We start from the raw sequence: 14,726 nt of genomic DNA on the forward strand, positions 1-14,726 counted from the left end.
CAAAAAGCAGGATTATGCCCACTATGTGTCGAATATCTAATAACATATCAGACCTCACCTTCCTTTGATTTGATTTTTGATTTTTTCCCGGTGAGGTATTTTTTTTCTACATCCATACCCCATTTTCCTGCTTCATCACCTACTGAAATTTTACACTATCCTTTGATATAGTTAAGTTTGGAAGTTTTTATTAAGTTGGACTTTTAAGGAGGGTTTGAGTTATTATGCTTACCCAAAAAGACTATCAAAAAATTGTAGATAGACTTATGAGTATACTTGGTAAAAATATAAACATTATGAATACAGAAGGGATTATTATAGCTTCTGGTGATGCTTCAAGAATAGGTTCTTTTCATGAGGGAGCGAAGATTGCTGCTAGTGAAAAGGCTGATATTATTATCAATGAAGAGGATATTAGTCATTATAAAGGAGTGAAAAAAGGAATAAATATTCCTTTTTTTTACAATAACCAGGTAGTAGGAGTGGTAGGAATTACAGGAGAACCTAAGGAAGTAATAGGATTTGGAAAAATAATCAAAGAATTAGTAGAGCTTATGATACAAGAATATGAAAATAAAAAATATGAAGAATTGCAAACAAGAGCTATGATGAGCTTTATTAAAGAACTTCTTAAACATCCAAATGTATCTTTGGAAGAAGAAAATGTTTTAAAGAATCGAGCAAAACTTATTGGTTTTGATTTAGATTTGCCTAGAATTCTGGTAGTGACAGATATAAAAGGTTTTGGAGATTTTATTTTCTCAAAGCATCTGAAGGAGCTAGGGGTTCAAGAATTAAAAGATAGGATTGTTGAATTCATACGAAATAGGCTCTTTTTAAATGAAATCGTTATTAATCTTAGTGAAGATCGTTTTGTTATATTATTAGATTTTAAGCGGACGTCTATAGATGAGTTTTGTATGGAATTACAAAAAGGTATTAATGAAAAATTTGGACTGAGGTGCGTTACTGGAATAGGACCTATCTGTAAACAGATAAAGGATTACTATAGTTCTTTTACTATTGCGAATAAATTAGTTGATATTGGTAGAAAACTCAACAAGGAAGTGCTAAATTTTGCAAATTACAGACTTGAGTTATTAATTTATGAACTTAATTCGATTGTCGATGAGGATACAAGAAAATTATTCTTGGAGAAATACCAGTTTATACTGAAAAATTTTAGTGAAGATTTGATAGGAACAATAAAAACTTATTTTGAAAGCGGAATGAATATTGAAGTTACTTCTCGAAAACTATTTCTTCATAGAAATACCATTCTTTATCGATTAAATAAAATTAAAGAAAAATTTAATATAGAGATTACTAATCCCTATATTTGTATGGAAATTTACATTGCAATATTACTTGAGCAATTATCTCATAAAGATGAGTTTGGTATCTGTGCACAAAAATTAGGTAAGAAATCTCACAAATAATTATTATTTTGAACATTTCAAACAATTCACTTTTATGCTACAATAACACCAAACGAAATAGCGGTGATGGTATGAAAGTTCTTATTGCCCCGGATAAATTTAAAGGAAGTTTGTCTGCATTTACGGTGGCCGATAGTATAGAGGAAGGTATTTTAAAAGTTTTTCCAGATGCTGTGGTTGTAAAGGTGCCAATGGCAGATGGAGGAGAAGGTACGGTTGCTACATTGGTTAACGTAATGGGAGGCGAAATCATCAAAGTAAGAGTTAAAGATCCTTTATTGAGAGATATTGAAAGTTTTTATGGAATACTAAGAGATAGGAATACAGCTGTAATAGAAATGGCTGCGGCTTCAGGACTCTACTTACTAAAGGAACATGAAAAAAATCCAATGATTACCACTACATATGGGACAGGTCAACTTATAAAAGATGCCTTGGATAGAGGGTGTAGAAAGTTTATAATAGCAATAGGTGGTAGCGCAACAAATGATGGCGGAGCAGGAATGGCGATGGCATTGGGGGTTAGGTTTTATAATAAAGATGGAAAGGAAGTGGGATTTGGGGGAGGAGAACTCTCAAAAATTTATCGCATTGATGTATCGAATATTGATAAAAGAATAAAAGATTGTGAGTTCCTTGTGGCATGTGATGTATCAAATCCTCTTGTAGGAGAAAATGGAGCTTCTAAAGTTTATGGGCCTCAGAAGGGTGCTACAAAAGAAATGGTGGAAATTTTAGATAAAAATCTGGAGCATTTTGGAAGATTGTTAGAAAAACACTTTAATAAAAGAATAATAGATGTTCCTGGAGCTGGGGCTGCTGGAGGTTTAGGGGCTGGGTTAATAGCGTTTTTAAATGCCCGATTAAAAAGTGGAATTGAAATAATAATGGACATAGTGGACTTGGAACAAAAGGTGAGAAATTCTGATTTAGTAATCACGGGAGAAGGGAAAGTAGATTTTCAGACTATTTTTGGTAAAACAGTTTCAGGTATTGCAAAGTTATGTAAAAAGTACAACAAGCCATGTATTGCTATTACAGGTTCAATTGATGAAGAAAGACAACTATATAAGATAGGTATTACAGCCGTTTTTTCAATTATAGATAAGCCGATGGGGTTGGAAGAGGCGATGAGGGATGCAGAAGTGTTATTAAAAAAATCTACAGAAAGAATTTTTAGAGTGATTAAAGTATTAAAAGATTTTGATTAGTTTTGAAAAATATGGATTTAAATTGTTGTCACAATTAAGTAAACGTTTGTACAAGTGAAGGTTCGATTCAGAAAGGGGAGGAGGGAGAAATGGGAGGCAAGTAAATAGGTAATTCATTCTCAGCTTAAAATTATATTAGGAGGGAATAAAATGGTGAAATTTAGGAAGTTTTTAGTTGTAATTGCTGTGCTGTCTTTACTATCTTCCATGGTGGTAGGATGTAGTAGCAAAACTTCCAGTACTGCTGAAAAAACTGCTGAAAAAGCAACAAAGGAAGAAGTAGTGATAAGACACTGGCAGCATCATCATGAGGCCCGGACTCCAGTTGTTAAGGAGCTAGCTCAGGAGTTTGAAAAAACTCATCCAGGAGTAAAAATAGAGTTTGAAGCAATTCCTTATGATAGCTATTTTGACAAGTTGACAACTGCTCTTTCCTCGAAAACAGCTGCTGATGTATTTCAAATTTCAGCCTTACAAGCTCAAGAAATGATTAAAGGCGGTTATTTACAACCCATGCCAGAAACAATAATGAGTCCTTCTCAACTTAGAAGTGAGTTTCTTGAGTGGACTATTTCACAGGCTGAAAAAGATGGAAAATACTATGGTTTACCCACAGATGTTCAAACTATAGTTCTATTTATAAATGATGAATTATATAAAAAAGCAGGTTTTGATCCTCAAAATCCTCCAAAAGATTGGAATGAATTCCTAATACAAGCCAAAAAAGGTACCATTGTGGATGCTCAAGGGAAAATGCAACAAGCTGGTCTAGATACTAGGTATAAATGGGCGGTTTATACACTATTTATCTATCAAATGCTTGATGGAAATGTTGTAGATCTTGTTAATAAAAAAGTAAACTATGATTCACCCCAAGGATTAGAAGCATGGAACTTTATAAAGAAGCTTATGGTAGATGAAAAAGTAGATTCACCAGAGTTCATGACGGGACAATTTAAGTTTGAATTAGGTAAGGCGATGTTTTATCTTAACCACCCTGTTACCGTAGGACGTATCAAAAAAATGGCTCCAGATCTTAAATATACCATTGCTTTACCACCGGCACCCCCGGGCCATAAACAAACTACCATAGGGCATAATTGGCTGTATGTTGTGAATAAAGATTCGAAAAACAGTGAAATGGCATGGGAATGGGTAAAATTTCTTGCATCTAAAGAGGCACAACTAAAATTTATTAAAGAAGCAGGGGATTTACCGTCAATGAAAGCACTCTTATCTGATGATTCTTTGTTCCCAGATGAAAATGCTAAGGTTATAAGAAAGTCCTTAGAGATAGCATATCCTACACAGGAATTGGGAGAGAAAGATGTAAATCAGATAAGAGATGAAATTTGGACTAAAATTATTTTACAAAAAGCATCTGTGGAAGATGCTGTAAAAGAGGGAGCTGCTGTTGAAAACGCATTGATACAAAAGAAATTAAGCAAGTAGTAGAGACAATATTTTGTAGGCAGGTTTACAACCTGCCTACAAAATATTGTAAATCAAAATATTGTAAATCATCAAAATTTTATAAAAAGGAGAAGATAGGGAAGATGATAAAAGCAGGTAAGAAACTTTCTCAAGAACGCAGATTAGCATTGATAGGTTTTCTTTTTGTTTTACCAGCCGTGATTTTGTTTATTGTATTAGTTTTTATTCCTCTTCTTCAGGCGTTTTATATGAGTTTATTTGACTGGTCTACCATAAGAGAAGTAAAAAAATTTATCGGGTTAAAAAACTACATAGATATGTTTCATGATCCTAAATTTATTAAATCTGTTAAAGTAACCATTACTTGGACAATAATAGTAGTACCGAGTATTATATTTTTTTCTTTATTGCTTGCACTTATTTTAAACCTAAAAAGCCTAAGGTTTAAAGGACTGTTTAGAACAATTTATTTTATACCTGTAGTTACAAATATGGTAGCAGCTGCTTTTGTTTGGAGATGGCTTTTTGAACCGACAAATGGTGTGATAAATTATTTTTTAAGCTTACTGCATCTTCCTCAACCAGGATGGCTAGCTGATCCAAAATGGGCTTTACCTGCAATGATGATAGTAGGGGTATGGAAACAAATAGGCTTTGCTATGGTAATATTTCTTGCTGGCTTACAGACTATACCAAGAGATATGTTTGAGGCAGCATATCTTGATGGAGCTTCCGGGGTTACAATGTTGAGAAAAATTACTTTGCCTTTATTAAATCCAACTATAGTTTTTACTAGTGTTATGCTCGTGATAAATGCTTTCCGTGTATTTACAATCCCTTATGTAATGAGTGCAGGAGGGTTTACATATGGTGAACCGGGAGGACCATTAGATAGTACGCGAGTGTTTGTAATCCATATATATGATTATGGATTTAGGCAATTTGAATTAGGATACGCTTCTGCAAATGCATTCTTTTTACTTTTAGTCATAATGGTAGCTACTATTATACAGTTTAAGACACTTGAAAGGCCTTTTGAATATTAGGCTTGTATTTGTTAGCAAATTCTTTTAAGGAGGAATGTAAAATGGAAATGAAACGTACCAATATTTTTGTGCTTTTTCTACTTTATGGAATATTGATTATAGGAGCTGTCTGGATGTTATTACCATTGGCATGGATGACTTCTGCTGCTTTTAAACCCATGTCTGAAATTATTCAAGTTCCCCCTACGTGGATTCCCAAGCATTTTACTTTGGATAATATTAAGGAGGTATTCAAACAAGTTCCGTTTGCTCGATATTTCTTAAACAGCATAGTCACCACAGGTGTTATTGTACTGAGTGTTTTACTCACTAGTACAATGGCGGGCTATGGATTCGCGAAATTTAACTTTAAAGGAAAAAGGATTTTATTCTTACTTATTTTATCAAGTTTAATGATACCATTCCAAGTGCGAATGATTCCTTTATATCAAATTGCTCAACATTTGAAGATAGTAGATACATACTTAGGTGTTGTGTTTCCGTGGTTATTTGATGCTATGGGGGTGTTTTTAATGAATCAATTTATGCTCACCATTCCAAATGAACTAATCGAAGCTGCGCGCATTGATGGTGCTTCTGAAGGGAGGATATTTTTTACTATTGTTATACCTCAATTAAAACCTGCTATTTCGGCTCTTGCCATATTTACTTTTTCGTGGAGCTGGGAAGAATTTTTATGGCCCCTTATTGTAACTAATTCGGATCGGGTGAGGACGCTTCCAGTAGGTCTCCAGTATTTTTCAGAACAGTATGGAATAAATATACATTGGCAAATGGCAGGGGCATTTGTTGCGATTTTACCTGTTTTGATAGTATTCTTTATAATGCAGAAACAATTTGTAGAAGGAATTACTTTAACAGGTTTAAAGGGATAATTTAGGGGGGATTGGTTTGCGCTACCGAATTACAATGGAAGTAGAATTACCTGAATGGAAAGTAGTAGATTTTCACTGTCATTTTCCTTCTGGTGAAGAAGAGTTGTTTGAAGCATATAAAAAAGAATATATACAAAAATTTGGGAAAGAAAAGTGGGATTTTTTACAATACACCTCATTACAAGAGAATAAAAAATGGTTAAACGCGTGGTGCTTTCCTGAGCCTCAAAAACAGATGGAAAACTTTGAAGCACTGTTAGAGAGGTGGTATACAGAGATAAACGCAAATAATTTGGAGAAAGTCGTTTTTGTGACTTGTAGGAATAATGAGGAAGCAATAAAAATTACTAAACTTTACCCGGAGAAATTTTTAGCTTTTGCACATCACTCACCTGAAGAAGAAAATGCAGCAGACAAATTAGAAGAAGCTATAAAAAATGGGCTTAAGGGGTATAAAATTATGGGGCCATTAGTGAAAATTCCACTAAATCACAAAAGATTTTATAGAATATGGGAAGTGGCTACGGAATATCAAATTCCAGTATTAATACATTTTGGTATTCTAGGGGGTGGGGGAGGAATAGGATATTCGCCCAATATTGATCCATTAATTATACATGATGTAGCAAAGGCATTCCCTAAATTAAAAATTGTAATACCTCATTTTGGTTGTGGCTATGTAAGAGAATTGCTTCAATTAGCATGGGCTTGTCCCAATATATATGTAGATACTTCTGGAAATAATGAATGGATAAGATGGATGCCTTATGAACTTACCCTGGAGGGGTTGTTTAAGAAGTTTTATGAAACGATAGGCCCTGAAAGAATAATATACGGCAGTGACTCTGAATGGTTTCCTCGAGGGTATGTAATTAGATATTTTTTGGATCAAATTAGAGCTGTAAGGCGAATAGGTATTCCAGAAGGGGATATTAAAAAAATATTTAGAGATAACGCATTAAATTTGTTAAAGGAATGAAGAGAAAGGAGAAGATTAATGTGGAAAAGATTATCACAAGACCGAAGGAGATTGATAAAAATGAAAGGGTTTTTTATTCAGGCAATCATTACGTAAGTCTTCCGGAAATATATGAAGATGGGTCAATAAAGAACCTTAACATAATTTCTCTTTCAAATAAAGGTCTTGTTGAACTTTCAGGAGAGGAATCTCTATTTCTACCCCTGTTTTATAAACATGATAAAAAGCTTGAAATAGTGAGAAGTGAAGTAGAAGAGATATTTTCTTACATTCCTTCTATCAAATTATATCTCTCAGATGGGAGTAGTGTTTTAATAAAAATTTACGCTGATCTGAAAGAAAAAGGTTTTGTCTACGAATTTGAAAGTTCTGAAAAAATGGAAGTATACCTAATAGTTCATCCTGACAAATTGAGCTTTTTGCGTTTTAATTCCCATGAGATTGATTTTAAAAAGGAGTTTAAAATTGACAAATGGCTTAAAAACCCTGCTTTAAACGTCTATTCTTATAATGTAGCCTTTTCTCTAGCCTTTGGAGCAGAAAAGGAGTTTGATTACAGCGATGAGGGAGAAGGTGTTATCCTTAAGCTAAAACTTAATGGCAAAAACTGCTTTTACATAGCGGTAAATTCTGATATGGATGGAGCTTCTACCACTTTGATTCATCTCAAAAGAAAAGGTTTTGAAAGGATATACGAGGAAGTTTACAGATGGCTTGAGAAGAAATACATAAAATACTCCCAAGATGAATATCTGGAGAGATTACTTAACAAGAACCTATTTTTCAACTACTTTTTTGCGGTAGGCAAAGACATGGAATCGGATAGCTATGTGGCTTTAACATCAAGGAGCCCGAGGTATTACGTTTCAGGCGCTTTTTGGGAAAGAGATAGTTTTTTATGGTCTTTTCCAGCAATAAAGCTTATTGACAGGGAATTCCACAATCTTATTGCGAGGGAGATGATATTAAGGCACAGCAAAAATGCTGGAGACCATGCTCATTACATAGACGGCACAGTGCTTTATCCAGGATTTGAATTAGATGAGGCAGCTAGCTATTTTATACTGCTTAAGGAGATGGATGTGGATTTGGATGATTTGGAGCTTATAAACGCATTGGAGATGGTGTATAGAAGGATTGAGGAAGAATATGACCCCAAAACAGGGCTTTATAAAACTTTTCTACTGCCTTCAGATGACCCTTCAGAATATCCTTTTGTGACAATAGACAATGTAATACTCTGGAGAGGGCTTATCAATTTAAAAGACCTTTATGTAAAGCTTAACTGGTACAAAAAAGCAGAAGAAGTTGAAAAGAAGATAAGGGGGATAGAAAAAGGGATATACGAATACTTGGTGGTAGAAGTAGAAGGGAAAAAGATATTTGCCTGGTCTTCTGATGGGAAGGGAAACTATAGGCTTTACAATGACCCGCCAGGCAATCTAGGGCTTATGTATTATTACGGTTTTGTTGACTACAAGGATGAGATATTTAAGAATACGATTGATTACTATTATTCGCCGAAATACAAGTATTACTTTAAAGATGCGAAGATAAAAGAATTAGCCTGTGACCATCATCCGAATACGCCGTCAGGTTTAGGTCTTTGTGGAAGTCTACTAAATCCTTTGAAGAGAGAAGAGGCTTTAGGCTGGCTTAAGATGGCTAATATGGATTACGGGCTTTTAGCGGAGAGTTTTGACAAAGACACAGGAGAAGCAAAGACAGGAGTTGGTTTTGCAACTGGTGCAGGATATCTTGCCATGGCACTTTCTAAAATACTTTTTGAGAAATGGAATAGATAAAAGTAGTGTTTGCCCATTAGGAAAATAAAGTTGAAGAAGGAAAATAAGGTGAAGAGGGCTTTTGTGATTGTGCTATTATTGCTCAGCTTTGTCTTAATTTCTTTGGTAGTTGGACGAGTCGCGGGAGCCCAGACTGTGTTTACAGCCCAAAGAGAGGGGATTGGCGGAAATGATATGAAGCTCAAAGCGAACTGGACCAAAGGCATTGTCATCGTCGTGCCCGAGGAAATCGAGACTTACAAAGTTCCGCCGGAGAGGGTGCTTATACCGGTTTTCGTGGTGTCTGAGTCCGGAAAAGCACGTCTAAACCACATCAAGCTGGATTTCTACGGTCCCAATCGATCGGCCTCGAAAAAAGTTGTGTTAGACCAGACATTAGAACCTACAGGTAAAAGCCTTGTTGGCATTTTGAAGAAGCTAAGAGGTAAGGACAAGAAAGCTGTTAAGGACCTCCTCAAGAAAGGCGCTTATGTTGAACTTGAGATTGATGTATCGGCACTGAAGTTGGAGGAGGGGGCGACGGGCAAGATCAACGTTGGTGTTGAAACGACCGTGGACGGTCAGAGAGAGGCGGTACAGACTGCTGTTCAGGCAGACTACCAAGCGTCGGCCTTTCCGAACGCGAGTGGATGGTATGGAGGGGATGGGCACGTACCTACCTCGTGGAGGCCGGACGTCATTTTCATTCCGCTGGCCAACCGGGTTAAGTATGCGAAAGATAATGGTTTTAGTTTTATCATTATCACCGACCTCGAGGATGGTATTGGCAACAAATGGCCGCAGTATGTAGCTTAGTGCAACGATGCTCAGTCCACATACCAGATCCTGGCCTCGCCCGGCGTCGAAATCGACACCTATGGTTCCCAAGGTCATACTCTTGCGTAGTGGATGAAAGAGAATGCCCCTTGCGTGCCGGCTAACAAGTCTCTGCCGCTTCAGGACTTCATCAACGCGATAAACGCGCACAATGCGCCTTCTTCGTACGCAGTTATAGCTCACCCGTATGGAAGCTTCGCCTAGGCAGATTGGACGGTCACGGGCTTTCGAGCGATGGAGCTCTTCAGCCAGGAGACCACTGCGAAAGCAGAGACGATATCCAGATGGTTCACCTTATTGAGGAGCAGTCTCGCATCTACCCTTTTGGGTGGTGGCTTCGTGGTGGGTGTTGTGAATTCGGATTGCCACAATTTTTAAGCTCCGGGCTTGCGGGATTTACTTGGGTGTACACGACATCGTATTCATCGACAGACAGGGCCGCTATCTGGGATGCAATCAGGTCTGGTAGAGTCAGCACTTCCGACCAGAAAGACCTTGGATACTTTACCATTAACGGTGCTGTTCAGGGAAGTGTTCTGAATGTGATACATGGCAGCAGTCTGCAATTAGAGCTGGTACAGTTCCCTGTAACCGAACAGAAGTGCACGAGAATCATGGTATTCAACAAGAACCAGGAAGTTGTCTATACGGTGACTAATCCGCCTACGTCGGTGACATATTGGAACACAAGAGCTCCATCAACCGACGACTTTTACGTCGGGAAATTCGAGTTTACTAAGATGGACGGCTCCGGCCTCAGCGAAGTGTGGGCGAACCCGGTGTTCATTAACGTGCAGTAACGTGGAATGGGTCTTTGCATAGGTGCGGTTCCAGAAGCTTTCTGTGAGCGACCTTAGGGTTAGTCAGCATTCCTGGGCCGGTGCTGATCCGGGCCTGGCCGCACTTGGGTTTTGAACAAGATGATTTCGGGGTGGACTGCGTCGGCTGATGCTTTCTGGCAGACCCCGGTGGTCACCAGAGGGAGGTGATAGAAACGTGCCACTCTTCTACCGGCGAAGCCTAATTGGGGCACTCTGGGGGCTTTGAGTTATATCATCCTCGTGGTACCGGTGATCAGGGAAACCATTCACGGTTATTTGGATTACAATATGACTTATCTATTCCTATTTTTGCCATCTGCGTGGGGAGCACCTATTTTCAGTAATTGGGTTGTTCATGGCTTCTGGGGTGCTGCCTTACCACTTGGGGCGAGTATCGCAGAAGGTGCCATTATTGAAGCTTTTGTTGGGACCATTTTTTCCGGAAGTGATAGTTTTGTGACTTTTAGCAATTAGGCGTATTTGTAGGAAAAATGGGGTTATTTCAGGAGAATAAAAATAAAATTGTGGAGGGAGAATGATGAGAATAAGGAAATTTGCGTCAATTTTCTTAATAGCAGTGATGGTTCTAACGTTATTTGCAGAGATCAGCAATAGCGAAACAGTCAAGGCAGAAGAACCATCTTTTCAATCTTTTCAATTGGTAGCGGTACAATGGAAGTGGGATGTGAATGATTATGCTTCTCCAACTGCTTTCAAAAATAAGTTGCATAGTGTCATGCAAGACGTTGTGGCGCAGTTAGATCCTAACCTGCCTGCTTTGGTTTGTTTTCCTGAATTTATCGGTTTACCACTGCTGTTTGTAGATGGTGATGTGGATCTTCTTCAAAATGCTTCTACTTTCGCAGATGCAATAGAGGCATTGATATTAAGACGGTGGGCTTCGGTACTAGCTTTTATGACATGGTATGGCGTAGGCCCTGTGCGAGCTCTATTTCTTGAAAGAAGCGGGGCTATGCAGCAAGCTTATCTCGATGCTTTTAAAGAAGTGGCTGCCACTTATAATGTTTATATTGTAGGTGGGTCCATAGCGATGCGGGAGGTTGACGGAAGTGGAAACCTCATAAAAGATGATAATACTTGTTATAATCTTTCATACTTTTTTGGGCCCGATGGGAAGGTTCTAGGTTGGCAGAAGAAAGTACATTTAACTCCAATGGAGCAATATAAGGATGAAAAAGGAAATTACGGGTTAGACCTAAATCCCGGCACTCTTGAAGAATTGAAAGTTTTTTCTACGCCTTTTGGCGAAGTGTCAATTGCTATATGTTATGATGCTTTCTTCCAGGATGTTATTCAAACGCTGGCTGCTAGAGGTGGAGGAATACTAGTACAACCGTCGGCTAATCCAAAAGAATGGGATACTTGGCAGCAGGAGGACTGGTTAAATGGCTGCTGGCAAGCAACCAGAGAACCAAATGGCTTGAATTGGTTTGTAAATCCAATGATGGTTGGACTGCTAAAGGACATAACCTTTGAGGGACAGTCATCTATAGGTGTAAATGCATCGGTAGGGTCAGGTACACAGATGAATTACATGGATCTGGAACCTATTGAAGGATTTCTTGCTATAGCAGAAACGAAAGATCAACCAGAGATTGTAGTACAGACTATAACCACAGACCAAGCTAGGATAAATTATGCTTTAAATAAGCCCGCTACTGCTTCAGGAAATCAAAACAGTGAATTGACGCCAGAGAAAGCTGTAGATGGCGCCTTTTACTCACGGTGGGCAAGCAGAAAACAGGATAATGAGTGGTGGAAAGTAGACCTTGGATCTGTGGTAAAGGTAAAAGGAGTAACTATATGGTGGGAAAGAGCTTATGCCAAGACGTATTCAATTCAGGTATCGACTGATGATGTAAATTATACCACTGTGTATTCAACTACTTCAGGAGATGGTGGAGTAGATACCATATGGTTTGAACCTGTTAATGCAAGGTATATAAAGGTATTATGCATTCAGCGGGTTAGTAGTTGGTATCCTTTTTCTTTCTGGGAAGCAAAAGTTTATAACAACTAAAGCTATTTATAGAAGTGGTTTCAATATGTTACAATTATTACATCTACACATATTATAAGTACGCAAAATTCTCGACTTTGATTTATGATTTTTTGCATTTAGTTACATCAATCTCGGTAAAAATTATATCGGAAATGTGCACTCAATTCAACGACTTTTTCAGTTACGCTATTTTACTCAGGCACAAAATTCTTGACAAGTCTCCCTTCAACAAAAAGCAAGATTACGCCAACTATGTGTTGAATTGTCACTAACGGTGTATAATTGACCCAGGGGTAACGAGAAGGAATTGACCCACCCCCTGTCGAAATATCCCTCTGATCTAAAATCAACCAAGAAAGGATCGGAGGGAGATAAAAAATGCTAGGGAGTGGGTCTATTATCATGATACATGAACTCAGAGCAAAAGGCAAGAGTATTCGTGCAATTTCACGAGAAACAGGTCATTCTCGAAACACAATAAGAAAATATCTCAGAGCAGAGGGAATCCCCGAAAGAAAACCTCACCCTAAGAGGGGTTCAAAACTTAACCCTTACAAAGATACTATTCATGAGTACATTAACATGGGAATATTTAACTGTGAAGTTATTTACGAAAGAATAAAAGAAGAAGGTTACACGGGAGGAAAGACTATTTTAAGAGACTATGTAAAGCAGTTTAGACCTTCAAAGCATATTCAGGCTGTATGCCGCTATGAAACAAGGCCTTAAGAACAAGCCCAGGTTGATTGGGGTGAGTACAATTACATTGATCAGGAAACAGGAGAAGTAAGAAAGCTCTATCTCTTTGTCATGGTACTTGGTTATTCAAGAGCAATGTATGTGGAATTCACAAATCGCTGTGATGTTCACACTTTCAATCGCTGCCTTATCCATGGTTTTTAATATTTTGGTGGAGTAACTGACGTTGTACTTACTGACAGAATGAAAACCGTAATCATAGGTACAGATGTAAACAAGAAGCCCATATGGAATGCAGTATTTGAGGACCTTGCAGCAACTTTGGGATTTGTACCCAGAGTTTGCAAAGTTAGACGCCCACAGACAAAAGGCAAAGTAGAAAGCGGAATAGACTTTGTCAAGGACAATTTTCTGCCCGGGAGAAGATTTTTAGATTATGGTGACTTAAATCGTCAGACAGTAGAGTGGTGTGAGAAGAAGAACAGAAGAGTACATGGTACTACAGGAGAAAGACCAATTGACAGACTAAAGAGGGAAAACTTAAAGCCTTTGCCTTCATTGGATAAATATCAAAAGTTTCTGGAGGAACCAAGGAAGGTACATAAAGATGGTCTTTTGAGTTATGATGGTGTAAGGTATGGAGTACCATGGCAGTACAGCGGGAAAGAGGTAGTTGTAAGGGAGAAAAATGGCAAAATTGAAATTCTCTACGATAGCAAGGTAATAGCAGTACATGATAAACGTTATCGTTCAAGAAGCACAGTTTTTCTCAAAGACCAGTACAAAGGCTTAAAAGCGGCAGAAGGGATGTTTTATCCCAGACCAAAAGCAATCAAGTTATTTTCACTAGAGGTTGAGAGACGCTCCCTTAGTCTTTATGAAAGTCTAGCGGAGGTGACAGGGTATGATAGAACTGGAGAAAGCCAGACTACATCTTGAAGAACTGGGACTTCTGAGTGCAGCTTCTTTACTTGATTCACTCCTTGAAAGAGCGCAGCACAAAAACAGCACATATCTTGACTTATTAAATGAGCTTCTTGAAACAGAGCTTTCAGAAAGGCAGAAGAGAAATATTGAGGTAAGATTCAAACTAGCCCGACTTCCATACCGAAAAACACTAGCAGAATTTGACTTTACATTTCAGCCAAGTATAGATGAGAAGCTGATAAAAGAACTTGCTACGATGGCCTTTGTACACCGTGCAGAGAATGTGATATTTCTTGGACCTCCTGGAGTGGGTAAGACACATCTAGCTGTAGCACTTGCTGTAGAAGCACTATTGCAGGGGATACCAGTTTACTTTATCACCCTATCAAAACTAATTGAAGACCTTAAAAAAGGTTATGAAGAGAACAGATTAGACTCCCATGCCGCAACAAATGCGGCACCAGCAGAGAATGAAAATGTCCTTTTTTGATGATATAATCAGTATAGCGGCTGGTGAAGGCAGGTCGTTTTTATTTTGATGCTTCGAGCTCGATGATTAGACTGAACCACAACGACCGGGTGCACCACACACTGTTGCTCCAATATGGAAGCACGCGGGATAGAATAATCGATAGAGGTTGTTGCACCAGC

Annotated in this window: 11 protein-coding genes and 1 pseudogene; all 12 read left to right on the forward strand. The window is 38.0% G+C overall.

Annotated features, from left to right (window positions below):
• Window positions 1-224 precede the first annotated feature (224 nt).
• Window positions 225-1,439, forward strand: a complete 1,215-nt coding sequence (locus EV203_RS12035; RefSeq protein WP_009610210.1) for a CdaR family transcriptional regulator — start codon at window positions 225-227, stop codon at window positions 1,437-1,439.
• A 71-nt stretch (window positions 1,440-1,510) separates the two neighbouring features.
• Window positions 1,511-2,650: a glycerate kinase gene (locus EV203_RS12040; protein WP_009610221.1), complete on the forward strand. Its 1,140-nt coding sequence runs from the start codon at window positions 1,511-1,513 to the stop codon at window positions 2,648-2,650.
• 150 nt (window positions 2,651-2,800) lie between these two features.
• The gene (locus EV203_RS12045; RefSeq protein ID WP_009610205.1) at window positions 2,801-4,102 is read left to right on the forward strand and encodes an ABC transporter substrate-binding protein; all 1,302 of its coding nucleotides are present in this window, start codon (window positions 2,801-2,803) and stop codon (window positions 4,100-4,102) included.
• 104 nt (window positions 4,103-4,206) lie between these two features.
• Window positions 4,207-5,130 carry a carbohydrate ABC transporter permease gene (locus EV203_RS12050; RefSeq protein WP_009610197.1) on the forward strand — a complete coding sequence of 308 codons (924 nt, stop codon included), beginning with the start codon at window positions 4,207-4,209 and terminating at the stop codon, window positions 5,128-5,130.
• Window positions 5,131-5,171: 41 nt separating this feature from the next.
• Entirely contained in the window at window positions 5,172-6,005 is an 834-nt protein-coding gene (locus tag EV203_RS12055; protein ID WP_207910896.1) for a carbohydrate ABC transporter permease, read from the forward strand.
• 16 nt (window positions 6,006-6,021) lie between these two features.
• On the forward strand, window positions 6,022-6,984 hold the full coding sequence (locus EV203_RS12060) for an amidohydrolase family protein (RefSeq protein ID WP_009610222.1): 963 nt from the start codon (window positions 6,022-6,024) through the stop codon (window positions 6,982-6,984).
• Window positions 6,981-8,789: a glycoside hydrolase family 125 protein gene (locus EV203_RS12065; protein WP_009610230.1), complete on the forward strand. Its 1,809-nt coding sequence runs from the start codon at window positions 6,981-6,983 to the stop codon at window positions 8,787-8,789. The genes EV203_RS12060 and EV203_RS12065 overlap by 4 nt, the downstream gene beginning before the upstream one ends.
• 30 nt (window positions 8,790-8,819) lie before the next feature.
• Window positions 8,820-9,584 carry a hypothetical protein gene (locus EV203_RS12070; RefSeq protein WP_132040788.1) on the forward strand — a complete coding sequence of 255 codons (765 nt, stop codon included), beginning with the start codon at window positions 8,820-8,822 and terminating at the stop codon, window positions 9,582-9,584.
• A gap of 230 nt (window positions 9,585-9,814) precedes the next feature.
• Entirely contained in the window at window positions 9,815-10,405 is a 591-nt protein-coding gene (locus tag EV203_RS12075) for a hypothetical protein (protein WP_132040789.1), read from the forward strand.
• Between the two features lie 559 nt (window positions 10,406-10,964).
• Window positions 10,965-12,467 carry a galactose-binding domain-containing protein gene (locus EV203_RS12080; RefSeq protein ID WP_043883954.1) on the forward strand — a complete coding sequence of 501 codons (1,503 nt, stop codon included), beginning with the start codon at window positions 10,965-10,967 and terminating at the stop codon, window positions 12,465-12,467.
• A 360-nt stretch (window positions 12,468-12,827) separates the two neighbouring features.
• Window positions 12,828-14,087 (forward strand): annotated as a pseudogene (istA, locus tag EV203_RS12085) (IS21 family transposase).
• Window positions 14,053-14,565, forward strand: a complete 513-nt coding sequence (locus EV203_RS12090; RefSeq protein ID WP_009610220.1) for an ATP-binding protein — start codon at window positions 14,053-14,055, stop codon at window positions 14,563-14,565. The pseudogene istA and the gene EV203_RS12090 overlap by 35 nt, the downstream one beginning before the upstream one ends.
• Window positions 14,566-14,726 lie beyond the last annotated feature (161 nt).

Source organism: Caldanaerobacter subterraneus, assembly GCF_004345675.1.
GTDB classification, from domain to species: Bacteria; Bacillota; Thermoanaerobacteria; order Thermoanaerobacterales; family Thermoanaerobacteraceae; genus Thermoanaerobacter; species Thermoanaerobacter subterraneus.

What these genes read in the sequence shown, in the direction of transcription:
- EV203_RS12090 (WP_009610220.1), top strand. Translation starts at nt 14,053, where the DNA reads ATGATAGAACTGGAGAAAGCCAGACTACATCTTGAAGAACTGGGACTT.
- EV203_RS12040 (WP_009610221.1), top strand. Translation starts at nt 1,511, where the DNA reads ATGAAAGTTCTTATTGCCCCGGATAAATTTAAAGGAAGTTTGTCTGCA.
- EV203_RS12050 (WP_009610197.1), top strand. Translation starts at nt 4,207, where the DNA reads ATGATAAAAGCAGGTAAGAAACTTTCTCAAGAACGCAGATTAGCATTG.
- EV203_RS12045 (WP_009610205.1), top strand. Translation starts at nt 2,801, where the DNA reads ATGGTGAAATTTAGGAAGTTTTTAGTTGTAATTGCTGTGCTGTCTTTA.
- EV203_RS12080 (WP_043883954.1), top strand. Translation starts at nt 10,965, where the DNA reads ATGAGAATAAGGAAATTTGCGTCAATTTTCTTAATAGCAGTGATGGTT.
- EV203_RS12065 (WP_009610230.1), top strand. Translation starts at nt 6,981, where the DNA reads ATGAAGAGAAAGGAGAAGATTAATGTGGAAAAGATTATCACAAGACCG.
- EV203_RS12055 (WP_207910896.1), top strand. Translation starts at nt 5,172, where the DNA reads ATGGAAATGAAACGTACCAATATTTTTGTGCTTTTTCTACTTTATGGA.
- EV203_RS12035 (WP_009610210.1), top strand. Translation starts at nt 225, where the DNA reads ATGCTTACCCAAAAAGACTATCAAAAAATTGTAGATAGACTTATGAGT.